Source organism: Allokutzneria albata, from assembly GCF_900103775.1.
Taxonomy (GTDB): domain Bacteria; phylum Actinomycetota; class Actinomycetes; order Mycobacteriales; family Pseudonocardiaceae; genus Allokutzneria; species Allokutzneria albata.
Map to the genome: position 1 here is coordinate 3490332 of NZ_LT629701.1, position 23587 is coordinate 3513918.

Sequence of the window (23587 nt, forward strand, 5' to 3'; positions counted from 1 at the left end):
GCCGCTGTCGGTGGCTCCCGATAGGGTCCGGTCGTGGTCAATCAGTGGGACAGCGCCAGCTAACGCGTTCGCCGGTCTTCAACTACCCCAACCCCCGCGCCAACAGCCGCAAACAGCTCCATATCCGGGTTTGTGGCTGTTGGCGACGTGCGGGGTGCAGGTTTCGCGGCCTTGAAGACACCCCGACCTCGTGGTCAGCGCGATGACGAGTGGAAGGCTCGGTGGGCTCCGACGGTGAGCTGACCGGAGTCCGCGCGCGCCGTTCCGTCGGACACCACGTCGGCGACGACGCAGGTGATGTTGTCGGGACCGCCCGCGCGCACGGCCAGTGTGATCAGCCAGTGCACCGCGTCGTCCGGTCCGCCCGCCGAGGCCAACGCGTCGCGCACGGCGGAGTCCCCGACGACGTCGGTCAGCCCGTCCGAGCACACCAGGACCCGATCGCCGAGCTGGGCCTCGACGCGGAACAGGTCGGGCTCGAAGGTGTTGCCCGCCTGGAGGGTGCGCATCAGCACTGACCGGCGCGGGTGCCGCTCGGCCTCCTCCGCGGTGATCCGCCCGGCGTCCACAAGGGACTGGACCATGGTGTGGTCGTGGGTGAGCTGCCGGAGCCGGCCGTCCCGCAGCACGTAGGCGCGCGAGTCGCCGACGTGGGCCACCGCGAAGCCGGTGCCGTCCCAGAGCAACGCGGTCACCGTCGTGCCCATCCCCCGCAGCTCCGGGTCGGTCTCGGTCATGACGTCCAGCCTGCGCGCCGCCTCGGCCACGCCGTCCCGGACGAGCGCCAGCGTGTCCCGTTCGCGCAGGTCGACGGTGGTGGCCCAGGTGTCGAGAGCGGCGAGGGCGTCGATCACGGCGGCGCTGGCCACCTCGCCGTACACGTGGCCGCCCATCCCGTCCGCCACCGCGAGCAGACGGGGGCTGACCAGCGCGGAGTCCTCGTTCTCCGCCCGGCTCGGCCCGGGGTCGGAGCCGATCGCGACGCGCAAGCTGTGTGTCATGACACCAGTAGAGCACCTGTGAACTCACTTCACAAGCAATCAGGTTGTGGATCGACGCTGATACCGTGAGGGCCATGAACGCAGAGGCCACGGTCAACGCCGGTGAGATCGCGCGCCTGGTCGACGTGGGCCGGGCCGCGGTGAGCAACTGGCGACGCCGCCACGACGACTTCCCGCAGCCGGTCGGCGGCACCGCGACCAGCCCGCTGTTCTCGCTCCGCGAGGTCGAGGAGTGGCTGCGCCGCAACGGGAAGGTCTACCGCCTGTCCACGGCCGACCGGGCCTGGCAGCGCCTGCGCGCGGCGGGCGACGACCTCCGGCTCGGCGAACTGGTCGCCTCGGCCGCCGTCCTCCTGTTGCGCGACAACGGTTACTTCGTTCCCGGCGAGGAGCCCGCCGATGCCGAAGCGCTCCTCGAACTCGCCAAGGAGCGCGGCCCGGCCGAAGCGCTGGACCTGCTCTGCGAACGCTACGTGGAGGCGCACTCCCGACGGCTCACGGTCACCTCGCCCGAGGTCGCCGAGCTGATGGTCCGCTTGGCGGGCGCGGACACCGGGACCGTGCTCGACCCCGCGTGCGGGCTCGGCACGTTGCTGCTCAGCGGCTCCCCCGCTCGCGCGCTCGGCCAGGACATCGACCCCTCCTTCGCCAGGATCGCGTCCGCGCGCCTGGTCCTGCGCGGGGTCGACTCGGACGTCGTGTGCGCTGATTCCTTGCGACAGAACGGTTTCCCGGAGGCACAGGCCGATGCCGTGGTGTGCGAACCGCCGTTCAACGACCGTGCGTGGGGCTACGCGGAGCTGACCGGTGACCCTCGGTGGGAGTACGGCCTGCCGCCACGCGGAGAACCGGAGCTGGCGTGGGTGCAGCACTGCCTCGCGCACGTGCGCCCCGGCGGACGCGTGGCGATCCTGATGCCCAGCGCCGCCGCGAGCCGCCGCCCGGGACGACGCATCCGGAGCAACCTGCTGCGCGCGGGGGCACTGCGCGCGGTGGTGACGCTCCCGGTCACAGGCTCGGACCTGTGGTTGCTGCGCAGGCCGGAACCCCAGGACCGGTCGCCCTCGCACGTGGTCCTGCTGGAGGCGGGCGCCGATCTGTCCACAGTGGACCTCGAAGCGGGCGAGCTGGTGCGCATCATCGACCTGCTCGACGACGACGTGGACATCAGCCCGGCCCGGCACCGCGGCGGCGGGGACCGGGACCTCGGCCGGGAGTTCTCCTCGGCGCTGGACCGCTTCCGCGCGCTGGCCCCGGCCGCGGAACCCGCGCTGGACGTGCTCGCGCGGCGCCGGTCGCTGCCGACCACGACGCTCGGCGAGCTGGTCAAGGCCGGGCTGGTCTCGGTCCGCCACTCCCCCGCCAGGATCGGTGAGGGCGACCGGCCGGTGCTGACCGTGGACGACCTCGCCGAGGGCCGGGAGCCGACCGGTCGCGCGGGCGGGCCCGACCTGGTGACGGCGGAGCCGGGCGACGTGATCGCCTCGCCGCTCGGCGTGGCGCGCGTGGCCACGATGCCGGTGACGCTGGGCGCGCACCTCGCGGCCTACCGCGTCGATCCCGAGCGGATGGACGCGGACTTCCTCGCCGGGGCGCTGCGCGCGGCCGACCACCGCGCCCACCTCGGATCCAGCCGGGTGGACGCCCGCCGAACCCAGCTGCCCCGGCTCTCCATCGCCGAGCAGCGCGTGTACGGGGCCGCCTTCCGCCGCCTCGCCGAACTGGCCGACACGGTCCGGGAGGCCGCGGCGGCCGGGCACGCGCTGGTCCGGCTAGGCTTCGACGGACTCGTCGAGGGCAGCCTGGGACCGAGGAGCTAGCGGATGCTCGTCGCCGACCGCTATCTGCTCGAAGACCTGCCGCTGGGGCGCGGTGGGATGGGCGCGGTGTACCGGGGGCACGACAAGCACCTGGACCGCAGGGTCGCGGTGAAGTTCCTGCAGCTGCCCGGCGGCCCCGACGACGAGTTGGAGCGCCGTTTCGTCCGCGAGGCGCGCATCCTGGCCCGGCTGGAGCACCCCGGCGCGCCAGTGCTCTACGACTTCGGCACCGTGGACCACCGGTTGTTCCAGGTGATGCAGTTCATCGAGGGCGTCACCGTCTCCGACCTCGTCGGCGAGCTGGGGCCCGTGCCCGTGCCGTGGGCCGCGTCGATCGCCGCGCAGGCGTGCGCGGTCCTCGCGGCGGCGCACGCGCTGGCGATCTGCCACCGCGATCTCAAGCCCACCAACCTGATGCTCTGCCCGGACGGCAGCGTGAAGGTCCTCGACTTCGGTCTCGCCGTGCTCCGCGAGAGCGACGTCGCCCAGTTCACCCGCGCGGGCCAGCTCCTCGGCACGCCGTCCTACATGGCCCCCGAGCAGATCCAGCGCGGTGTCGCCGGACCGCCGAGCGACCTCTACGCGCTGGGCTGCGTCCTGCACGAAATGCTGACGGGACAACAACTCTTCACCGGTCCCACGGCCTACGCGATCTTCGAGAAGCAGGTGAAGCAGCGACCGCCCGCCGTCCTCGGAGTGCCGCGGGAGCTCGACGCGCTGGTGCAGCAGTTGCTGGAGAAGGAACCCGAGCGCCGCCCGGCCGACGCCACCGAGCTGTACGAGCGGCTGCGGCCGTTCGCGGTGGACCTCCCACCGCTGCCCGGTTTCCTGAGCCCGCCCGAGACGCCGAGCCCCGGCCGGATGTACGCGCGCATGGTGGGCCAGGCCCAGCCGGTACACCGGTGAGCCGGCCTTCCCGCCGGGCGAGGCCCGGCGGGAAGGCTTGGGGAATCTCAACCCCGCGTGTACAGCAACCGGTTCGGCGAGCCGGTTCCGGGATTGCGCACGACCCCGGAGGTCCCGCTGTTCACCAGCGCCTCGGACACCTGCGCGGGCGTGGCGGAGGGGTTACCGGCGAGGTACAGCGCCGCACCGCCCGCCACGTGCGGGCTGGCCATCGAGGTCCCGCTCATGCTCGCACTGCCGGTGTCACTGCTGTGCGAGGCCGAAGTGATGCCGACACCAGGGGCGAAGATGTCCAGACAGCGGCCGTAGTTGGAGAAGCCGGCGCGGTTGTCCGAACTGTCGGTCGCCCCGACGGTGATCACCTCCGGCACGCGGGCGGGGCCCGCCGAGCACGCGTCGGCGAAGCTGTTGCCCGCGGCGACCACGAAGGGGATGCCGGCGCGGGTCAGCCTGCCGATGGCCTCGTCACCGATGGCGGGGGTGTCGAAGGTGAAGCTGCCGTTGACCACAGCGGGTTTCACGGCGTTCTTCGCGATCCACTCGATGCCCTCGACACCGTCGGAGTCCGGCGCGCTGCCGTTGCAGCCGAGGATTCTGACCGCGACGAGCTTCACCTTCTTCGCCACGCCCCAGGTCTTTCCGCCGACGGTGCCCGACACGTGGGTGCCGTGACCGTTGCAGTCCTGGGCGATCGGGTCCTCGTCGACGAAGTCGTAGCCGTCCGTCGCGCGGCCCTCGAACTCGGTGTGCGTCTTGCGGATCCCGGTGTCCAAGACGTACGCGGTGACGTTGGACGCCGTGGTGTTGTAGGTGTACTTCTTGTCCAGCGGGAGGTTCCGCTGGTCGACGCGGTCGATGCCGTAGGTCGGATTCGCCTGCGTGTCCGCGATGCGCGCGGTGCCGTCCTGGAAAACCTTGCGCACCAAGGGGTCTGCCGCCAGCCGACGAGCCGCCGCCTCGGACAGGTCGCGCACGACGAAGCCGTGCATCGCCACTGTGAGCACCGACTTGACGGTGCCGCCGTAGCGTTCGGCCAGGGATCGCGAAGCCGAGACGGCGGCACCGTCCTCCAGCGACACCAGGAAGCTACCGGGCACGGGGTTCTTCGCGGGAACGAAGTCCGCCGTGGCCGACGCGGTTCCGGGAATGTCGAAGGAGAGCAGGAGCACCGCGAGGAGCAACCTCACCGCTGCGTCCCGATGAAGCCGGTGTGGAGCAGCTTGTTCGGCGAGTTGGCGCCCGCGTTCTTCACGACGCCGTTCGTGGCGTTGCCGGTGAGGGCGGAGCCGACCTGGGCCGGGGTCGCGGAAGCGTTGCCGGACAGGTAGAGCGCGGCCGCGCCGACGACGTGCGGGGTGGCCATCGAGGTGCCGCTGATGGTGTTGGTGCCACCGGTGTGCCACGCGGAGGTGATGCTCGACCCCGGGGCGAAGATGTCCAGGCAGCGCCCGATGTTGGAGAACGACGAGCGGTTGTCGGAGCGGTCGGTGGAGCCGACGGTGATCGCCTCCGGCGTGCGCGCGGGGCTGGTGTTGCAGGCGTCAGCGCCGTTGTTGTTGCCCGCGGCGATGCCGAAGGTCACGCCGGCCTGGACGGCCTTGCTCACGGCGCTGTCGACCGAGGAGTTCGCGCCGCCACCGAGGCTCATGTTGGCGACCGCGGGCTTCTTGGCGTTCTTCGCCACCCAGTCGATTCCGGCGATCACCTGGGACCACTGCCCCGAGCCCTGGCAGTTGAGCACGCGGACGCCGACCAGCTGGACGCCCTTGGCCACGCCGTAGGTGGTGCCGCCGACCGTTCCGGCGACGTGGGTGCCGTGGCCGTTGCAGTCCTGCGCGACGGCGTCGTTGTCGATGAAGTCGTAGCCGTCGCTGGCCCGGCCGCCGAAGTCGCTGTGCGCCTTGTGCACACCAGTGTCCACAATGTACGCAGTGACGTTGGTGGCCTTGTTGGCGTAGGTGTACTTCGTGTCCAGCGGCAGGTTCTTCTGGTCCACGCGGTCCAGGCCCCACGTGGCGTTGTTCTGCGTGTCGTACGCGTAGGCGTAGCCGTCCTGCTCCACGTACTCGACGGCGGGATCGGCGGCGAGGCGCTTGGCGGCGCGCTCGTCCATCTTCGCGGAGAAGCCGCGCAGGGCAGCGCTGTACTCGCGCTCGACCGCGGCACCGACCTTGGCGGCGATGCCCGCGGAGCTGATGCCCGGGCCGTCCTTGAGCACCACGATGTAGCTGCCGGGGACCGAACCGGGCTGGTCGGCGTTGCGGATCGAGCCCTCCGCGGGCGCCGAGCCCGCCTGACCGGACGTCACAACAAGAGCCGCGAGGGCCGCGATGGCGGCGGCGGCGAGGTTCTCACGTCGCATGTGTTCGCACTCCGTTTCACGCAGGTGGCCGCCTGGCAGGGAATAACTGACGGCCACGTACACATCACCTTCCGGCGGGTACTGCCGTGCGAACAATCCGGGTAGGCATACGTAGATATACGGATCTTTTCCCCGCGCGAGTCCGGGAGGTGAACAGATGGCGGTGTTCGTCGGCCGCGCCGCCGAACTGGACGCGGTGAAGGACGTTCTCCGGCAGGGCACCGCCGCTTTCGCCGTGATCGAGGGCGAAGCCGGGATCGGCAAGAGTCGCCTGGTCAGGGAAGCACTTGGCGGAGTCGACTGCACCGTCCTCATCGGACACTGCCGCGAACCGTTCCCGTTCGGCGTCATCCTTGATGCCCTGAGCGGCGTAACGCGCACGGCCGAACGGCCCAGCGCGGTGACCGGAGTGCTTCGAAGAATCCTTCCCGAACTCGCTCATCTGCTGCCACCCGAACCCGAACCCCTCGGTGATCCGAGGGCCGAGCGGCACCGGCTTTTCCGAGCCGTGCGCGAATTCCTCGCGGCGATCGGGCCCGCCGCACTGGTGATCGAGGATCTGCACTGGGCCGACAACGACTCCCGGCGGCTCATCCGGTTCCTGCTCACCGATCTGCCCCCGGAACTGGCGGTTGTGGCGACTCTGCGCCGCGATGAGGCCCGGGGCGCACTGCTCTCCCGGACCCCGGACGTGCTGATCACGCTGCGTCCCTTCACCGTTGCCGAGGTCCGTGCGTTCCTCGGGAACGCGCCGCTGTCCGCCGAGGTGGTGCACGAGCGCACCGCGGGAATCCCCTTCGTGGTGGAGCAAGTCCTGCGATCGCCGGCCGATGACGTTCCTCCGCTGGTCCGCGAGGCGGTGCTGGAGAAGCTGACGGGCCTGCCGATCACCGCGACCCGCGCCGCCCAGGCCGCGGCCGTGCTCGGTGCGCCGGAGACCGCCGAGGTGATCGGCGAGGTCGCCGGGCTGACACCGCGACGCTGCCGCACCGCCCTGACCGCCGCCCTCGCCGCCGGAGTGCTCCGCGAGGTCGGCGATTGCCGCTACGGGTTCCGGCATTCCCTTGGCCAGCAAGCCGTTCACGACACGGCAGCCGGTCCGGACCGCCACGAGCTGCACCTGCGCGCGCTCCGCGTGCTCGAACGACGCGAGCCGAAACCGCTGGCGCGCCTGGCCGAGCACAGCCGCAGAGCCGGGCTGCTGGCGAACTGGCTGAGCTACGGGGAGGCTGCCGCGGCGCAGGCCATGGAGTCCGGCGACCACGCGACCGCGACGGATCTGCTGCAGCGCCTGCTGGAGGAGCCGGAGCTGGCCGCGGCGGACGTCAACCGGCTCGCCGTCCGGCTCGGTCAGTCCGCCCACGTCGGCATCGACCAGCTCGACCCGATCGCCACGCTGCGACGGCTGCTCGGTGACCGGCGCCTGGCCACGGCGGTGCGCGGGGAGGTGCGGCTGTTCCTGGGCATGCTGCTGATCCGGCAGGACGGCGACCTCGCGGCCGGGCTCGCCGAGATCGAGCTGGCCGTCCGCGAACTGGCCGAGCGGCCGAACCTCGCGGTCAAGGGCGTCGCGGTGCTGGCGCAGCCGTTCCTGGGCGCCACCCCGCTGTCCCAGCTGCGGCGCTGGCAGGAGCAGTTGCGCGCCGCGGTCACCGGCTGCGCCGATCCCGAGCTCCGGGTTTCCTTGCTGGCGAGCCAACTCGGGGCGCGGTTGCACATCGGCGAAGGCAGGGTCGAGGACCTGCTCGCCGTGCTCCCCGAGGAGGTGTCCACACCGGGTGAGCAACGACAGCTCGCGCGGGCGCACTGCAACCTCGCGGACGCGTGCGCCTCCATCGGCCACTACGAGTGGGCGGGGAAGTTCCTCGTCAGCGGACTGCGGCTGGCCAACGACTGCGGAGCGCCGTTCGTGGTCAGCACGGCGCGGGCCACCCAGGCCCGGCTGGACTGGTTCACCGGCGCGTGGTCCGGGCTCGCGGACCGCTGCGTCCGGCTGCTCGACGAGTACCACGACCTCTTCCCGGTCTCCAGCGAGCTGTCCCTGGTGCTCGGCCTGCTCGCGGTCGCGCGGGGTGAATGGGACGAGGCAGCGCGGTGGTTCGCCGCGACCGGAGTGACGCGCCCGAGCGACGCGATCGGCCCGGTGGCGATCGACGCGTGCGCGGGCCTGACCAGGATGTGGCTGTCCAAGGGTGATCAGGAGGCCGCCGCGCGCGCCGCGGACGACGGGCTGGCACTGTTGCGGGACAAGGGGATCTGGGCCTGGTCGGGCGATATGGCCCCGGCCGCGGTCACCGCGCTGCTCGGGACGGGCCGGGAGCACGACGCCTACCGCCTGGTTGACGACCTGGAAACCAACATCGCCGGGCTCGACGCGCCGCTGCCCGAAGCCGCGCTGCTCACCTGCCGGGCGCAGCTGGCCCAGGCGCGCGGCGACAGCGCGGGGGCGATCGGACTGCACCGGGCGGCGACCACGCGCTACGAGAAGATCGGCGCCCCGTACTTCGCGGCGCTGGCGACCGAACGCGAGCTGCTGTGCCGGATCGACGGCGGGTCCGGCGCGGAGGAGCTGGGCGCGCTCGCCGAGACCTTCGACGACTTCGGCGCGACCAGGGACGCCGCCCGGTGCAGGCACCTGCTGCGCGGGCGCGGCGGTGGCACGCCGTCGCGGCGCGGCAGGCGGGGCTACGGCAACGCGCTCTCCCCGAGGGAGCAGGATGTGGCCCGGTTGCTGGCGCAGGGCCGGACGAACAGGGAGATCGCCGAAGTGTTGTTCCTATCCCCCCGAACAGTCGAGCAGCACGTCGCCCGGGCGCTGCGCAAGCTCGGGGTGAGCTCGCGCGGCGAGTTACTGGCATGACCGGCCGGGAGGTGCGGATCGACCAGTGGAACGCCTTCGACGTCAAGCGGGCCGGCATCGACTCGGCGGCGTTCCCGCTGTCGATCGAGGTCGTGCCGCCGCGGACGGACGGCGTGTGGACGGTGCACGGCACCGCGACGACGGTCTACGACATCGTGGACGCGCTGCCGTGGGCCGAGCACGTCGCGCTGCTCAACGTCGGCCAGAACAGCTGGCTGGACGAGGATCTGCGCAGCCTGCGGCCGAACGAGATCGCCGAGGAGCAGGACGTGCCCGCGATCGCGCACGACATCGGCGAGGCGGCGCCGCTGCTGGTGCTGGCGCGCGCGGATCTGCGCCGGTTCTTCGCGGACTGGACCCTCTACGGGGTCGACATCGTGGACTGGGACGGCGAAATCACGGCGGAGGCGGTGGCCGAGGCGGTCGCGGGCAGGACCTGCCGCGGCACGCACCTGCACGGCGACGACGACTGCTACGTGAGCGTGCGAAGCCAGGACTGTTCAGTCCCGCCAAGGGTTTTCGCCCGGCTGATGGCCCTGCTCGCGGCCAGCGCGCTCGGCATCGAGGACGGCGGGACGATCACCGAACCGCCGTGGGAGCTGTGCGGGCGGCTGCTCGACCGCAGCCCGTTCTGGACCGGCCGGGTCACCTCGACCGGGCAGTACAGCGTCGAGATCGGCCTGGCGCCGCAGGGCTGGCGGCCCAACGCCCCCGGGCCGAGGGCCTTTCCCGTCGCGGTGGTCCTCGACCGCGTGACCGGGACGTGGAACGGGGCCGGTGGCTGACACCACCGGCCCCGGGTCGGGTGGGACCTACTTCAGGCCGTTGCTCATCGCGGTGATCAGCTCGCCGTTGGCGGTGTCACCGGAGAGCTCCCAGAAGAACGCACCGCCGAGGCCCTGCGTCTTCGAGTAGCCCATCTTGCCGCCGATGGTGGAGGGGGTGTCGTAGCTCCACCACTCGCTGCCGCACTTGGCGTAGGCCGTGCCGCCCACGGTTCCCGTGACCGGGCACCGGGTCTTGAGCGTCTTGTAGTCGGCGATGCCCGCCTCGCCCTGGTCACCGGGGGCCGGGCCGGTCGCGCTGCCACCGGGGGCGCTCTGCGTGACGCCGGTCCAGCCGCGGCCGTAGAAACCGATGCCCAACAACAGCTTCGCCGACGGGACGCCCTTGCCCTTGAGCTTCTGGATGGCCGCGTCGGAGTTGAAGCCCTCCGCCGGGATGCCCGGGTAGGAGGTCAGCGGCGAGTGCGGGGCGGTCGGGCCCTGCGGGGTGAAGCCGCCGAAGTAGTCGTAGGTCATCACGTTGTACCAGTCCAGGTACTGCGCGGCGCCGCCGTAGTCGGCCTTGTCGATCTTGCCGTTGGCGCTGCCGTCCGCGGTGATCGCGGCGGTGACCAGGTAGGTGGAGCCGAAACGGGTGCGCAGCGCCTGGGAGAGGTTCTTGAACGAGGAGAACCCGCTGGTGTCACAGGTCAGGCCGCAGGCGTTCGGGTACTCCCAGTCGATGTCGATGCCGTCGAAGACGTCCGCCCAGCGCGGGTCCTCGACGAGCTTGTGGCAGGACTCGGCGAAGGCGGCCGGGTTCTGCGCGGCCTGCCCGAACCCGCCGGACCAGGTCCAGCCGCCGAAGCTGTAGAGCACCTTGAGGTGCGGGTACATCTTCTTCAGCTTGCGCAGCTGGTTGAAGTTGCCGCGCAGGGCTCCGGTGTCCCAGCTGTCGGCCACGCCGTCCACGGAGGCGTTGGCGTCGTAGAACTTGCTGGTGTCCGCTTCGGCGTCACCCAGGACGCACTGGCCGTTGCTGACGTTGCCGAAGGCGTAGTTGATGTGCGTCAGCTTCGCGGCCGACCCCGAGGTGTGGATGTTCTTCACGTGGTAGTTGCGGCCGTAGACCGTCCACTGCGCGAAGTAGCCCAGGTTGATCTTGCCGCCGGGCCCCGGGGTGTTCGTGGTGGTCACCGGGGGCGAGGTGGTCGTGGTCGGCGTGGTGCCCGTGCCGTCGCAGGAGCCGCCGTCGATGCGGCAGTAGACCGGCGAGCCCGAGGTGCCGGTGTAGCCGACGTTGAAGCTGAAGCTGGCCGACGCGCCAGGAGCGACGTTGCCGTTCCACGTGCTCTTCACCGTGACGCGGTTGCCGTTGGTGGTCTTCGTGCCGTCCCAGACCGAGCCGACCGTGTGCCCGGCGGGCAGCTCGAACTCCACGGTCCAGGAGCTGATGGCGGACGCGCCGCCGTTGGTGATCGTGTACTTGCCCTCGTAACCGGAGCCCCAGTCCGAGGACTTCGAGAAGGTGGCGGTCACGCCGGTCGCGCCGCTGGCGGGCGCCACCGCGACCAGGCCGAGCACGAGAGCGGCGACGATGGAACACAAGGTCGCCAGCGATCGTGTTGATGCTCGACCCCGCGAGCGGGTCTCCGGACCGATCTTGGTCATCGTTTCCTCATTCCGAACCGGGCGGCGGCGCGGACAAGTTGGCTCAAGATGTGGTCTAGACCACCGCGAGGTCAAGAAGTGAAGGCCTTTCGCGACCTGATTGACGCCGACCGGAGCACCGCGCTACGCCGAACGCCCACGGCTCCCCACGCGCCCCTGCTCCCCGCACGACCGCCGCCTTCGCGCACCGAATGACTCATTCGGTGCGTTGAGTGCAGTGACTGAGTCATCCGGTGCGTTCGAGTACCTCAATGACTCATTCGGTGCGTAAGGCGTCCTTCGGGGGCGGGACGGAAGGCTGACCAGCGGGGGTGGGCGAAATGGGGGTGACGGGAGGGGCTAACCTTGACCAAAGGCGTTGATCCGGCCATCACCGGGGAGCCTCCGGAAGAACAGAGCGCCAGCTCCCAGTAGAACCGGACGGGTCGGCCCGTCACAGCCTTGTCAAGAGTGGCTCCGCCGCGCGCGGGGCAAGCGGGGTGGTACCGCGGAGCACGCCGGGCACGGCGGGGCTTCGTCCCCGCGGTTTGTGCACGACGAGACGAACCGCGAGGAGCGCCAGATGGCCTACCCGAAGGCGAGCGCCGACCCGGACACCACCGGGGTCTCACCGCAGCCGTCCTTCCCCGAGCTGGAGAAGCACGTCCTGGCCTACTGGGAGGCCGACCGGACCTTCCAGGCCACCATCGACGCGCGCGAGGCCGGCGAGAACGGCGCGAACGAGTACGTCTTCTACGACGGCCCGCCCTTCGCCAACGGTCTGCCGCACTACGGGCACCTGGTGACCGGCTACGTCAAGGACACCGTGCCGCGCTACCAGACGATGCGCGGCAAGCGCGTGGAGCGCCGCTTCGGCTGGGACACCCACGGCCTGCCCGCGGAGCTGGAGGCCGAGCGGCAGCTGGGCATCACCGACAAGTCGCAGATCGACGAGATGGGCATCGCGGCCTTCAACGCGGCCTGTCGCGAGTCGGTGCTGCGCTACACGAACGAGTGGCAGGACTACGTCACCCGGCAGGCCCGCTGGGTGGACTTCGACAACGACTACAAGACGCTCGACGTGAGCTACATGGAGTCGGTGCTCTGGGCCTTCAAGCAGTTGTGGGACAAGGGCTACGTCTACGAAGGCTACCGCGTCCTGCCCTACTGCTGGCGGGACGAGACGCCGCTGTCCAACCACGAGCTGCGGATGGACGACGACGTCTACAAGAGCCGTCAGGACCCCGCGGTCACCGTCGGTTTCCGCGTGTCCGGCAACGACTCCCCGGTCGACGGCGCGCAACTGCTGATCTGGACCACGACGCCGTGGACGCTGCCGTCGAACCTCGCCGTCGCCGTGCACCCCGAGGTCTCCTACGTCGTGGTGCGCGCCGACAACGGTGAGCGCTACCTGTTGGCGGAGGCCAGGGTCGGCGCCTACGCGAAGGAGCTGGGCGAGGCCCCCGAGGTCCTCTCCCGGCACACCGGCGCGGAGCTGCTGAACCTGCGCTACGAGCCACCGTTCCCGTACTTCGTCGGCCACGAGGGCTCGCACCGCGTGCTGTCCGCGGACTACGTGACCACCGAGGACGGCACGGGCATCGTGCACATCGCGCCCGCCTACGGTGAGGAGGACAAGGCCGTCACCGACGCGGTGGGGATCGTGCCGGTCACCCCCGTCGACGGCAAGGGCCGCTTCACCTCCGAGGTCAGCGACTACGCGGGCCAGCTGGTCTTCGACGCCAACCCGCAGATCATCAAGGACCTCAAGCAGCGCGGCGTGCTGCTGCGGCACGAGACCTACGAGCACCCGTACCCGCACTGCTGGCGCTGCCGCAACCCGCTGATCTACCGCGCGGTGTCGTCGTGGTTCGTCAAGGTCACCGCCTTCAAGGACCGCATGGTGGAGCTCAACCAGGAGATCACCTGGTACCCCGAGCACATCAAGGACGGCCAGTTCGGCAAGTGGCTGGAGAACGCGCGCGACTGGTCGATCTCGCGGAACCGGTACTGGGGAACGCCGATCCCGGTGTGGGTCTCCGACGACCCCGCGTACCCGCGCACGGACGTCTACGGCTCGCTGGACGAGCTGGAGCGCGACTTCGGCGTGCGCCTGACCGACCTGCACCGCCCGTTCATCGACGAGCTGACCCGGCCGAACCCGGACGACCCGACCGGGAAGTCCACCATGCGCCGCGTGGCCGACGTGCTGGACGTGTGGTTCGACTCGGGCTCGATGCCCTACGCGCAGGTGCACTACCCGTTCGAGAACGCGGACTGGTTCGAGCACCACTACCCCGGTGACTTCATCGTGGAGTACATCGGCCAGACCCGTGGCTGGTTCTACCTGTTGCACGTGCTGGCGACGGCGCTGTTCGACCGGCCCGCGTTCCGCACCTGCGTCTCGCACGGCATCGTGCTGGGCTCCGACGGCCAGAAGATGTCGAAGTCGCTGCGCAACTACCCCGACGTCAACGAGGTCTTCGACCGCGACGGCGCCGACGCCATGCGGTGGTACCTCACGTCGAGCCCGCTGCTGCGCGGCGGCAACCTCGTCGTCAGCGACCGCGGTATCCGCGACTCGGTGCGCCAGGCCGTGCTGCCGCTGTGGAACTCGTGGTACTTCCTGAGCCTGTACGCGAACGCGGCGGGCGTGGAGGGCACCTGGCGCACGGACTCCACCCACGTGCTCGACCGCTACGTGCTGGCCAAGGCCAACCAGCTCATCTCGGACGTGCAGCGCGGGCTGGACGTCTGCGACATCGCGAGCGCGTGCCAGGCGGTGCGCGAGTTCCTCGAGGTGCTGACGAACTGGTACGTGCGCCGTTCGCGGGACCGGTTCTGGGCGGGCGAGCAGGACGCCGTCGACACGCTGCACACCGTGCTGGAGGTGACCTGCCGGGTCATCGCGCCGCTGCTGCCGCTGACCGCCGAGGAGGTTTGGCGGGGGCTGACCGGCGAGCGCTCCGTGCACCTGACGGACTGGCCCGCCGCCGACGAGGTTCCGGCCGATGACGCGCTGGTGGCGGCGATGGACCGCGTGCGGCAGGTCTGCTCCTCGGCCTCGTCGCTGCGCAAGGCCAACAAGCTGCGCGTGCGGCTGCCGCTGTCCCGCCTGCTCGTCGCGGCCGAGGACGTCGCGGCGCTGGAGGACTTCGCCGACATCATCCGCGACGAGGTCAACGTCAAGGCGGTCGAGCTGGACACCGACGTGGCCACCCACGGCGCGTTCGAGGTCGCGGTCAACGCCCGCGCGGCGGGCCCGCGGCTCGGCAAGGACGTGCAGAAGGTGATCAAGGCGGTCAAGGCGGGCGAGTGGACGACCGCGGACAACGGCGCCGTGGTCGCTGCCGGGATCGAGCTGCTGGAGACGGAGTACGAGCGGCGCCTCGTCGCCAAGGACTCCGGCGCGGCGGCCGAGCTGCCCGGCGGCTCCGGCCTGGTCCTGCTGGACACCGAGGTCACGCCCGAGCTGGCCGCGGAGGGTGTCGCGCGCGACCTCGTGCGGATCGTGCAGCAGGCGCGGCGGGACGCCGACTTCGACGTCTCCGACCGCATCTCGCTGACCGTGGACGCGCCCGCCGAGGTGGTCGCGGCGGTCAAGGCGCACGAGGCGTTCGTCGCCGAGGAAACCCTGGCCACGTCGGTGTCCTACGCCCCGACCGAGGGCTTCGCGGGCACCGTCGGTGACGGCGTGAAGGTCGCCGTCGCGGTCGTCAGGCAGTGACGTCGCGGGGCGGCCCCGGTTCTTCGGGGCCGCCCCGATTCGCGCTCAGCGCCGCGGCGATCGCGCCGAGGAGCAGGACGAGCACGGGACCCAGGTAGACGCGAGCGGAGAGCCAGAACCAGTCCAGATCCCCCAAGCTGTCGCCGCTGAGGATCTGAAGGCCAGCGCTCTGATCCACCGTCCACTGTGGCCACCAGACCACGACGAGGTAGGCGACGGCGGTGAGCGCGAGCACCGCGCCGCGCTGCATCACCGCGTAGGCCAGCACCACGGCGAAGAGCACCACCAGGAACCCGTCGACGGGGCGCAGCAGCGTGATCACCAGGCTCGCCCCGAAAACTCCGGCGAGCCCCCAGAGCCGATCGCGGCGGAACAGCGCGAGTCCGGCGCAGACCAGCAGCGTGCCCACGACCACCGCGCTCATGGCCAGTGCGATGTTGTTGAAGGACAACGACTTCACCGCGGTGAGCACGAGCAGGAACGCCAGGAAGACGGGCGCCCACAGCCAGGGGATCTCCCGGGTGCGCCACCAGTGACAGCCCGCCGCGACCGCGAAGACGAGCACCGCGAGCGTGAGAACTTCCCACTGCAACGGGAAAACGCGGTTGTCGTCGACGACGTCGAACACGCCGAAGTTCAGCAGCGCCCATCCCAGGTCGTCCCGCCGGGTCGGCGAGGGTTGGCTGAGGTCCTGCGCCCTGGGGATGTTGCGGTGCAAGGCGTAGGCGATGAGCGCCAGCGCGGCGGTCAGCGGTGGCAGCCACCGGGTCACCGCGGGGCCGGAGTTCACGTGTACAGCTCCTCGTCGTACTTGTTGATGACGATGAGCGAGCCCGCCGGGTCGCGGACGACGAACGAGTGCCCGTAGGCCTCGTCGACGATGTCCTCCGGCTCGAAACCCGCCGCCCGCAAGCGTTCCACGACGTCGGCGAGCGGTTCGTCGGCCGCGAACGCGGCCTGCACGCGCACGGTGCCGGAATCCGTCGCGTGCAGAGCGAGCACGCCACCCGTCCCTGACAGTTCGAGCCAGTTCCCGTTGCGCTGCCGCGCACTCGGCGCGAGTCCGAGCGCGGTGTAGAAGCGCTCGAACGCGTCCATGTCCTTGTCCTCGACGTAGACGATCGGCATGACCTTCATCGCTCGTCCCCCTCCGACTCACCGAGCCGGGCCCGCAGGGCGGCCTCCACGAAGGCCGACAGCGAGGCGCCGTCGTCGACCGCGGCGTGCTTGACCCGGCGGACCAGGTCCGCGGGCAGGTACACGTTGAACTGGACCTTGTCCGAGGCTCGTCGTTCCGCCATGCCGGGAGGCTAGCGTTCTAGGTGGCTAGGGCCGCACGCGGGCGTTCGCCACCAGGGTCTCGATGAAGGCGCTCGTCACCGGGTCCGGGACGCCGCGGGTGTACGCGGCGAGGACGCGCCGGATCGGCGGCTCGGGACGCAGGACGCAGCCGTCGAAGTGCGGCGGGATCACGTTCGCCGGGGCCAGAGCCGGACCGAGCCCCGCGGCGGCCAGGATCGGCGCGGTCGCGGTCTGCTCCGTCCGCACCGCGGCGCGCGGCTGGAACCCGGCGGCTGCGCAGTGCTGGTCGAGCACACTCGCGAGCCCGTGCCCCGGCGCGTAGTGCACCCAGCTCCGCTCGGCGAGCGCGCCCAGCTCGATCGTGCCCGCGCCCGCGCACGGGTCGTCGGAGGGGACGACCACGACGAACTCCTCCTCGCCGATCGTCCTAACAGGACCTTCCCAGTCGGGGGGCGGTGGTCCGACGGCGATATCGGCCTCACCCGCCACCATCGCCTCACGCAGCTCGTCGGCGTGCCGGTGCTCGAAGAGGCGGATGTGGACGTCCGGGTGCTCGCGCCGCCAGCACCGGAGCACCGGCGGGAGCACCCCGAGGCTGACCGAGTACAGCGTCGCCAGCTGCAGCTCGCCGCACTCCAGACCGGACGCCTGCCGCGCCGCGCAGCGGCTGCGTTCCGCCGACGCGAGCGCGGCCCTGGCGTGCGGCAGCATGGCCCGGCCCATCGGCGTCGGCCGCACCGTCCTGGGCAGGCGCTCCAGCAGCGGCCCGCCGACCGTCCGCTCCAGCGCCCGCACCTGGTGGGACAGGGCGGGCTGGGTGACGTGCAGCAGTTCCGCGGCGCGGGTGAACGACCCCTCGTCCACGACGGTGACCAGGTACTCCAGCTGACGAAGGCTCGGCATGAACACATCTTATTGTCTTCATGAAAACTAAGCCTTGGACTTATCAGCACTGGTCGACGCAGGGTAGAGCCATGCAGAACGAACGCAAGGTCGCCCTCGTGGTCGGGGCGAACGGGGTCATTGGACGCAACCTGGTCGAGCACCTGACGACGCTGCCGGACTGGGAGGTCGTCGGCCTCTCCCGGCGCGGCGGCACGGACACCGCGACGGTGCGGCACGTCGCGGTGGACCTGCTCGACGCCGAGGACACCCGGGCGAAGCTCGGCGGCCTCACCGAGGTCACCCACGTCTTCTACGCCGCCTACCAGGACCGGCCGACCTGGGCGGAGCTGGTGCCGCCGAACCTGGCGATGCTGGTCAACGCCGTCGACGCGATCGAGCCGGTCGCGCCGGGGCTGCGGCACGTCAGCCTCATGCAGGGCTACAAGGTCTACGGCGCGCACCTCGGGCCGTTCAAGACCCCGGCGCGGGAGGACGACGCCGGGCACATGCCGCCGGAGTTCAACGTCGACCAGCAGCAGTTCCTGGAGCGGCGGCAGGTGGGCAAGCGGTGGACCTGGTCGGCGATCCGCCCCTCCGTGGTCGCCGGGTTCGCGCTGGGCAACCCGATGAACCTGGCCACGGTGATCGCGGTGTACGCGTCGATCTCCAAACAGCTCGGGCTGCCGCTGCGGTTCCCCGGCAAGCCCGGCGCGTACCACTCGCTGCTGGAGATGACCGACGCCGGGCTGCTGGCCAGGGCGACGGTGTGGGCGGCGACCGACCCGCGCTGCGCCAACCAGGCCTACAACATCAACAACGGCGACCTGTTCCGGTGGAGCGAGATGTGGCCGAAGATCGCGCGGTTCTTCGACCTGGAGGTGGCGCCGCCGCTGCCGATGTCCCTGGAAACGGTGATGGCGGACAAGGAACCGCTGTGGGAGGCCATGATCGCCGAGCACGGGCTGGAGCCGCACTCCTACGCGGAGGTCTCGTCGTGGGGCTTCGGCGACTTCGTCTTCTCCTGGGACTACGACATGTTCGCCGACGGCAGCAAGGCGCGGCGCGCGGGCTTCCACGAGTTCGTCGACACCGAGCGGATGTTCCTGGACATCTTCGCGGACCTGCGCAAACGTCGAATCATCCCTTGACATCGTGCGGGGGTCGGGCACAGTTCCCCTCCTACCCCCTGCGTCACGAGGAGAGAACGTGTTACGTCACAAGGCGTTCGGCCTCGCCTTGGCCGCCGCGCTGCTGGTGCCGACCGGCGGCGCGGCGCTGGCCGCCGAACCCCCGCCCGGCGGGCTGCCCGGCGTCGAGGTGCCGAAGCTGGACTGGACCGCCTGCCACGACGGCTTCCAGTGCGCGACCGCGCGGGTGCCGCTGGACTACCGCAGGCCGCGGCTGGGCACGATCGACCTGGCCGTGCTGCGCAAGCCCGCGGCCGACCCGTCCCGGCGCATCGGCTCCCTGCTGGTCAACCCGGGCGGGCCGGGCGGCTCCGGGGTCGGGACGGCCCGTTCCCTCGCCAAGTCCGGCCCCGCCGAGCTGCGCGCCCGCTTCGACATCGTCGGCTTCGACCCGCGCGGCGTCGCGGCCAGCCGCGCGGTGAAGTGCCAGGACCCCAAGTCCTACGGCGCCGCGTGGGCCACCGCCTCCACTCGTCCCTCGCGCGCCTCGTTCTCCCGCGCGGTGCACAGCGGCCGCGAGTTCGTTCAGGCGTGCCAACGGGAAAGCGGCGCCCTGCTGCCCTACATCGGCACCGAGTACGTCGCCCGCGACATGGACCTGCTGCGCGCGGCCGTCGGCGACCGCAAGCTCAGCTACCTGGGATTCTCGTTCGGCACCTACATCGGCACCGTCTACGCGAGCCTGTTCCCGCAGCGCACGCGCGCTCTGGTGCTCGACGGCGGCTACGACCCCCAGCACTACGCGAACCGGCCATACGCCTACGACATCACGCAGTTCGACGCGATCGAGGCGACGCTGCACCGGTTCTTCGCTTGGTGCTCCGCGACTCCGGCGAAGTGCGCCTTCGGCAACGGCAACCCCGCCGCGGCGTTCACCGCGCTCCAGGCCGCCCTCGACGCGAAGCCGGTGAACGGCGCCAACGGCGCGACCATGACCCTCGAAGTCGTTTTCGCGCTCAACGGCGGGAAGTCGACGTGGGTCCGACTCGCCGAGAGCCTGGCGCAGGCCCAGCGGGGCACCGGTCCGCTCCTGCTCCCCGCCGACGACAACGCCGAGTTCTTCGCCGCCAACGTCGCCGTCGAGTGCGCCGACCGCGCGTTCCCCCGGAACATGGCGCTGCTCCAGGCGCGCTTGGCCCACGCCGCGCGCAGAGCACCGCTCGCCGGGCCCGCGCTCGCCTACGCTCCGCCGAACTACGACCACGCCCACGCGACCGCGTGCGTGCAGTGGCCCGCCGAGCAACGCAGCCGCTACGCCGGGCCGTTCCACGCGCGGGGCTCCGCGCCGATCCTCGTCGTCGGCACCACCGGCGACCCCGACACCCCGTACGTCGATTCCGCCGCTCTGGCGCGGACCTTGGCCAACGCGCGGTTGCTGACCTTCGAGGGCGAGGGCCACACCGGCTTCCACCACAGCCCGTGCGCGAAGTCAGCCATCACCGCCTACCTCACCGACCTCCGCCTCCCCGCCCCAGGAGCCACCTGCTCCGACGACGTCACCCCCTGACACGCGTCCCGCCTCATGCACCGAGCTGCCGCGGATGGTTCATGCGTTCAGCGGGTCCTCGACGCCGTGTTCGAGGGCAGGCCCCGACGTGGACGCGCACCCCGAAGCCGCTGCGAGCGGTACAACGGTTTTCCAGCCGGGGCGATACCGTCGTGCCCGTGGAAGCCCCGGACCAGCGGTTGGACCAAATCCTTGCCGTGATCTCCAACGATCGGCTCGACCAGATTCCTGAGCCACTGCTGGACAGGTTGACCCAACCACGCCCATCGGTGTTCGACCAGGTCGCGTTGTCAGTCGCCTTCTACCTCGACGATATCGACGGTCTCGACGAGGTGCGCACGCGTGTGGCCTGGAGGGCCGAGGTCAACCCAGGGGCCCTGCGCCGGGATGCGGTCGCCATCGACATGCTGCTGGCTGAGTCCCATTCGCCCGGCAAGCTGATGTTGCTGGTCGGCGACAGCTGCTGCGTTATCGACGATGAGACCTGGGTGTTGGGCGAGAAGGCGTGCGACCAGGTCGTGGCGGCCTGGCTTGCCGATCTCGCGTCCATGATCCGAGAAGTCCTCGAATCGAACGGCAGGTGACCACCGTCGGCCTCGCCGACCAACCGCGATCCCATCCGCCACGATCAACCCGCTGTCGGATGCGCGCGTTCGGCACGTGTCCGCGCAGCCGGAGACCCCCGCCGCGGGTCAGGCCGCGGTGCGCCGTCCAGTGACGGGGCCGTGGACGCCGCCGGAGCGGCGTCCCGGTCCGGCCGGGGCGGAAGTGCTCAGGTCACTTCTTTTTCTTCTCGCGGACCCGCACCGAGACGCGGATCGGGCTGCCGGTGAAGCCGAAGCTCTCGCGCAGCTTGCGCTCGATGAACCTGCGGTAGCCCGCCTCCAGGAAGCCGGAGGTGAACAGCACGAACGTCGGCGGCCGGGTCCCGGCCTGGGTTCCGAAGAGGATCTTCGGCTGCTTGCCGGAGCGCACCGGCGGCGGGGTGGCCGCGGTCAGGTCGGACAGCCAGGTGTTCAGCTGGCCGGTCGGCACCCGGTAGTCCCAGGAGTTCAGCGCGGTGCGCAGCGCGGGCGCCAGCTTGGCGACGGCGCGGCCGGTGCGGGCGGAGACGTTGATCCGCTCGGCCCACGGGATCCGGGCGAGGTCGCGGTCCATCTCCTTGGCCAGCTGGAGCCTGCGGTCCTCGTCGACCAGGTCCCACTTGTTGAACGCCACCACCAGCGCCCGGCCGGACTCGGCGACCATCCCGATCACCCGCTGGTCCTGCTCGGAGATCGGCTGGCTGGCGTCCAGCAGCACGATGCCCACCTCGGCGGACTCGATGGCCGCCTGGGTGCGCAGCGAGGCGTAGTACTCCGCGCCCTGCGCGTGGTTGACCCGGCGGCGCAGACCGGCGGTGTCGACGAAGCGCCACACCTGCCCGTCCAGCTCCACCAGCGAGTCGACCGGGTCCACCGTGGTGCCCGCGACGTCGTGGACGACCGAGCGCTCCTCGCCGACCAGCTTGTTGAGCAGGCTGGACTTGCCCACGTTGGGCTTGCCGACCAGCGCGACGCGGCGCGGGCCGCCCCCGGCGCCGAACGCCTCGCGCGGGGTCTCCGGCAGCACCTCCAGGATCTTGTCCAGCAGGTCGCCGGAGCTGCGGCCGTGCAGCGCGCTGACCGCGTACGGCTCACCGAGGCCGAGCGACCACAGCGAGGCCACCTCGGACATCAGCCGCTGGTCGTCGACCTTGTTCGCCACCAGCAGCACGGGCCGCTTCGAGCGCCGCAGCACCCGCGCGACGGCCTCGTCGGTGCTGGTCGCGCCCACCGTCGCGTCCACGACCACGAGGATCGCGTCGGCGGTCTTCATCGCGTACTCCGCCTGGAGCGCCACCGCGCCCTGCAGGCCCTTGGCGTCCGGCTCCCAGCCACCGGTGTCCACGACGGTGAAGCGGCGTCCGCTCCACAGCGCGTCGTAGGACACCCGGTCGCGGGTCACACCGGGCACGTCCTGCACCACCGCCTCGCGGCGGCCGAGGATGCGGTTCACCAAGGTGGACTTGCCGACGTTCGGCCTGCCGACGATGGCCAGCACCGGTTGCGGCGGCTCCGCGGCGGTGTCAGCTCCCGCCTCGGCCGCGGCGTCGATCGCCGCCCAGTCCGCCTCGTCGGTCCACGTGCCGTCCAACCCGGTCACGCCCGTTCCCCTTTCGCCTTCTTCGGTGCGCCCAGCTCGCCGGCCAGCAGCCGGTCCAGCTCGGTGACGAGCCCGGACAGCTCGGAGCGCACCCGTTCGGTCGCGGCGGCGAGCACCACCCGACCCTTGCCCATCGGCACCGCGAACGGCTCGCCGACCAGCACGTCCACCCTGGGGCGGAAGCGCCTGCGCGAGCCCGGCGGCCGCCGGATGCCCCGGCAGGCCACCGGCAGCACCAGTGCCTCACCGGAGCGGGCCAGCCAGGCGGCGCCGTGCTGCGCCTGGGCGACCTCTCCGGTACCCCTGGTGCCCTCCGGGAACACGGCGACCACCCCACCGGAGCGCAGCAGGCGCACAGCGGTGAGCAGCGGCGTGCGGTCCGGCGTGCCGCGGCGCACCGGCAGCTGACCGAGGCGACGCAGGAACCGGCCCAGCAGGCCGCGGTAGTTCTCGTGTTTGACCAGGAAGACCGAACGCCGCCGCACGACGCAGAACAGCACGGGGCCGTCCAGGAACGCGGTGTGGTTGGACACCAGGACCAGCGGGCCGGTCCGGGGGATCAGCTCCCCGCGGTGCACCCGCACCCTGAATACTACGTGCACCACCAGGGCACCGAGACGGCGGCACGCGTCGTGGAACCTCGGCCAGGCCCCGTCCGGCAGCCCGGTCCCCTCGGTGCTCTTCCCCGCAGTGCCCATCCCCGCAGCGCTCATCCGGTGCGCAGCCCGCGCGACCCGGCCAGCTCCAGCAGCCGGGCCAGCACCCCGTCGATGTCCAGTTCGGTGGTGTCGACGACGACCGCGTCCTCGGCCTGCCGCAGCGGCGAGACGGCACGGGTGGAGTCGTAGCGGTCCCTGCGCTGCACGTCGGCCAGGGTAGCGTCCACAGTGGACACTCGCCCGGACGCCGCGTCCTGCGCGGTGCGGCGCCGGGCGCGGGCCTCGGCGGACGCGGTCAGGTAGACCTTCAGCGACGCGTCCGGGGCGACCGTGGTGCCGATGTCGCGCCCCTCCACCACGATGCCCTGCCCGGCGGCGGCCGCGTCGGCGATGATCGCCTGCTGCTGGCCGACCAGCAGCTCGCGCACGCGCGCGACCGCCGAGACCGGGGACACGGCCGTGGTGACCTCGGGTCCCCGGATCTCGGCGGCGACGTCATCGCCGTCCAGGCGCACCGTGGGCGAGGTCGGCGAGGTGCCGATCTCCAGCCGAGCGCGCTCGGCGACCTCGGCCACCTTCTCCGCATCGGTCGGGTCGATGCCCGCCCGCAGCACGGCCAGCGTCACCGCGCGGTACATCGCTCCGGTGTCCAGGTAGCGGGCACCCAGGGCCGTGGCCAGCCGCCTGGAGACGGTGGACTTGCCCGTACCGGAGGGACCGTCCATCGCAACGACTCCCACAGGTATGCCCTCCTAGAACAGTCACGGTGAAGG

19 protein-coding genes are annotated in these 23587 nt (G+C 71.2%); 8 read left to right on the forward strand and 11 right to left on the reverse strand.

The genetic code is table 11. The annotated features are described in order from the left end of the window. Window positions 1-194: 194 nt before the first annotated feature. The gene (locus BLT28_RS15855) at window positions 195-1001 is read right to left on the reverse strand and encodes a PP2C family protein-serine/threonine phosphatase (protein ID WP_052407694.1); all 807 of its coding nucleotides are present in this window, start codon (window positions 999-1001) and stop codon (window positions 195-197) included. Window positions 1002-1075: 74 nt separating this feature from the next. Between BLT28_RS15855 and BLT28_RS15860 the strand changes: the two genes are divergently transcribed. Continuing rightward, window positions 1076-2821 (forward strand): HsdM family class I SAM-dependent methyltransferase, encoded by a 1746-nt coding sequence (locus BLT28_RS15860; RefSeq protein WP_030431394.1) that lies wholly within the window; start codon window positions 1076-1078, stop codon window positions 2819-2821. Between the two features lie 3 nt (window positions 2822-2824). Beyond that, window positions 2825-3727: a serine/threonine-protein kinase gene (locus BLT28_RS15865; protein ID WP_030431395.1), complete on the forward strand. Its 903-nt coding sequence runs from the start codon at window positions 2825-2827 to the stop codon at window positions 3725-3727. A gap of 47 nt (window positions 3728-3774) precedes the next feature. On the opposite strand, the gene BLT28_RS15870 is transcribed toward BLT28_RS15865, so the two are convergent. Beyond that, complete coding sequence (locus BLT28_RS15870) at window positions 3775-4914, reverse strand: S8 family peptidase (RefSeq protein WP_030431396.1); 1140 nt, start codon at window positions 4912-4914, stop codon at window positions 3775-3777. Then, window positions 4911-6089, reverse strand: coding sequence for a S8 family peptidase (locus BLT28_RS15875; RefSeq protein ID WP_081900529.1), 1179 nt, complete (start codon window positions 6087-6089; stop codon window positions 4911-4913). Before BLT28_RS15875 ends, BLT28_RS15870 begins: the two co-directional genes overlap by 4 nt. A gap of 157 nt (window positions 6090-6246) precedes the next feature. Between BLT28_RS15875 and BLT28_RS15880 the strand changes: the two genes are divergently transcribed. Both BLT28_RS15880 and BLT28_RS15885 read left to right on the forward strand, forming a co-directional pair. Beyond that, window positions 6247-8949, forward strand: a complete 2703-nt coding sequence (locus BLT28_RS15880; RefSeq protein ID WP_030431398.1) for an ATP-binding protein — start codon at window positions 6247-6249, stop codon at window positions 8947-8949. Next, window positions 8946-9734 (forward strand): hypothetical protein, encoded by a 789-nt coding sequence (locus BLT28_RS15885; protein WP_030431399.1) that lies wholly within the window; start codon window positions 8946-8948, stop codon window positions 9732-9734. Before BLT28_RS15880 ends, BLT28_RS15885 begins: the two co-directional genes overlap by 4 nt. A 27-nt stretch (window positions 9735-9761) precedes the next feature. Here BLT28_RS15885 and BLT28_RS15890 read toward each other — a convergent pair whose 3' ends face one another. After that, window positions 9762-11384 carry a glycosyl hydrolase family 18 protein gene (locus BLT28_RS15890; RefSeq protein ID WP_081900530.1) on the reverse strand — a complete coding sequence of 541 codons (1623 nt, stop codon included), beginning with the start codon at window positions 11382-11384 and terminating at the stop codon, window positions 9762-9764. Between the two features lie 562 nt (window positions 11385-11946). On the opposite strand from BLT28_RS15890, the gene ileS reads away from it, so the two are divergent. Further along, entirely contained in the window at window positions 11947-15090 is a 3144-nt protein-coding gene (gene ileS / locus BLT28_RS15895) for an isoleucine--tRNA ligase (protein ID WP_030431401.1), read from the forward strand. On the opposite strand, the gene BLT28_RS15900 is transcribed toward ileS, so the two are convergent. The 4 genes from BLT28_RS15900 to BLT28_RS15915 are packed head-to-tail and all read right to left on the reverse strand — an operon-like array spanning window position 15080 to window position 17295. After that, window positions 15080-15880, reverse strand: coding sequence for a hypothetical protein (locus BLT28_RS15900; protein ID WP_030431402.1), 801 nt, complete (start codon window positions 15878-15880; stop codon window positions 15080-15082). The genes ileS and BLT28_RS15900 overlap by 11 nt on opposite strands. Next, on the reverse strand, window positions 15877-16227 hold the full coding sequence (locus tag BLT28_RS15905) for a VOC family protein (RefSeq protein WP_030431403.1): 351 nt from the start codon (window positions 16225-16227) through the stop codon (window positions 15877-15879). The genes BLT28_RS15900 and BLT28_RS15905 overlap by 4 nt, the downstream gene beginning before the upstream one ends. Continuing rightward, window positions 16224-16391, reverse strand: coding sequence for a ribbon-helix-helix domain-containing protein (locus BLT28_RS15910; RefSeq protein ID WP_030431404.1), 168 nt, complete (start codon window positions 16389-16391; stop codon window positions 16224-16226). The genes BLT28_RS15905 and BLT28_RS15910 overlap by 4 nt, the downstream gene beginning before the upstream one ends. Window positions 16392-16416: 25 nt before the next feature. Continuing rightward, a complete protein-coding gene (locus BLT28_RS15915; protein ID WP_030431405.1) occupies window positions 16417-17295 on the reverse strand; it encodes a LysR family transcriptional regulator in 879 nt (292 codons plus the stop codon). Window positions 17296-17366: 71 nt separating this feature from the next. On the opposite strand from BLT28_RS15915, the gene BLT28_RS15920 reads away from it, so the two are divergent. From BLT28_RS15920 to BLT28_RS15930, 3 genes are all read left to right on the forward strand, one after another. After that, entirely contained in the window at window positions 17367-18425 is a 1059-nt protein-coding gene (locus BLT28_RS15920; RefSeq protein ID WP_030431406.1) for an SDR family oxidoreductase, read from the forward strand. A gap of 58 nt (window positions 18426-18483) precedes the next feature. Continuing rightward, entirely contained in the window at window positions 18484-19971 is a 1488-nt protein-coding gene (locus BLT28_RS15925) for an alpha/beta hydrolase (RefSeq protein ID WP_063766636.1), read from the forward strand. Window positions 19972-20129: 158 nt separating this feature from the next. Further along, window positions 20130-20555: a hypothetical protein gene (locus BLT28_RS15930; RefSeq protein ID WP_156051256.1), complete on the forward strand. Its 426-nt coding sequence runs from the start codon at window positions 20130-20132 to the stop codon at window positions 20553-20555. Between the two features lie 193 nt (window positions 20556-20748). Here BLT28_RS15930 and der read toward each other — a convergent pair whose 3' ends face one another. The 3 genes from der to cmk are packed head-to-tail and all read right to left on the reverse strand — an operon-like array spanning window position 20749 to window position 23539. Beyond that, window positions 20749-22155, reverse strand: a complete 1407-nt coding sequence (gene der, locus BLT28_RS15935; protein ID WP_030431409.1) for a ribosome biogenesis GTPase Der — start codon at window positions 22153-22155, stop codon at window positions 20749-20751. Then, window positions 22152-22868, reverse strand: a complete 717-nt coding sequence (locus tag BLT28_RS15940; RefSeq protein WP_081900531.1) for a lysophospholipid acyltransferase family protein — start codon at window positions 22866-22868, stop codon at window positions 22152-22154. The genes der and BLT28_RS15940 overlap by 4 nt, the downstream gene beginning before the upstream one ends. Beyond that, a complete protein-coding gene (cmk, locus tag BLT28_RS15945; RefSeq protein ID WP_030431411.1) occupies window positions 22865-23539 on the reverse strand; it encodes a (d)CMP kinase in 675 nt (224 codons plus the stop codon). The genes BLT28_RS15940 and cmk overlap by 4 nt, the downstream gene beginning before the upstream one ends. Window positions 23540-23587 lie beyond the last annotated feature (48 nt).

Coding starts and splice junctions, on each gene's coding strand:
- BLT28_RS15855 (WP_052407694.1), bottom strand. CDS start 1,001: ATGACACACAGCTTGCGCGTCGCGATCGGCTCCGACCCCGGGCCGAGC.
- BLT28_RS15860 (WP_030431394.1), top strand. CDS start 1,076: ATGAACGCAGAGGCCACGGTCAACGCCGGTGAGATCGCGCGCCTGGTC.
- BLT28_RS15865 (WP_030431395.1), top strand. CDS start 2,825: ATGCTCGTCGCCGACCGCTATCTGCTCGAAGACCTGCCGCTGGGGCGC.
- BLT28_RS15875 (WP_081900529.1), bottom strand. CDS start 6,089: ATGCGACGTGAGAACCTCGCCGCCGCCGCCATCGCGGCCCTCGCGGCT.
- BLT28_RS15880 (WP_030431398.1), top strand. CDS start 6,247: ATGGCGGTGTTCGTCGGCCGCGCCGCCGAACTGGACGCGGTGAAGGAC.
- BLT28_RS15885 (WP_030431399.1), top strand. CDS start 8,946: ATGACCGGCCGGGAGGTGCGGATCGACCAGTGGAACGCCTTCGACGTC.
- BLT28_RS15890 (WP_081900530.1), bottom strand. CDS start 11,384: ATGACCAAGATCGGTCCGGAGACCCGCTCGCGGGGTCGAGCATCAACA.
- ileS (WP_030431401.1), top strand. CDS start 11,947: ATGGCCTACCCGAAGGCGAGCGCCGACCCGGACACCACCGGGGTCTCA.
- BLT28_RS15905 (WP_030431403.1), bottom strand. CDS start 16,227: ATGAAGGTCATGCCGATCGTCTACGTCGAGGACAAGGACATGGACGCG.
- BLT28_RS15910 (WP_030431404.1), bottom strand. CDS start 16,391: ATGGCGGAACGACGAGCCTCGGACAAGGTCCAGTTCAACGTGTACCTG.
- BLT28_RS15915 (WP_030431405.1), bottom strand. CDS start 17,295: ATGCCGAGCCTTCGTCAGCTGGAGTACCTGGTCACCGTCGTGGACGAG.
- BLT28_RS15920 (WP_030431406.1), top strand. CDS start 17,367: ATGCAGAACGAACGCAAGGTCGCCCTCGTGGTCGGGGCGAACGGGGTC.
- BLT28_RS15940 (WP_081900531.1), bottom strand. CDS start 22,868: ATGAGCGCTGCGGGGATGGGCACTGCGGGGAAGAGCACCGAGGGGACC.
- cmk (WP_030431411.1), bottom strand. CDS start 23,539: ATGGACGGTCCCTCCGGTACGGGCAAGTCCACCGTCTCCAGGCGGCTG.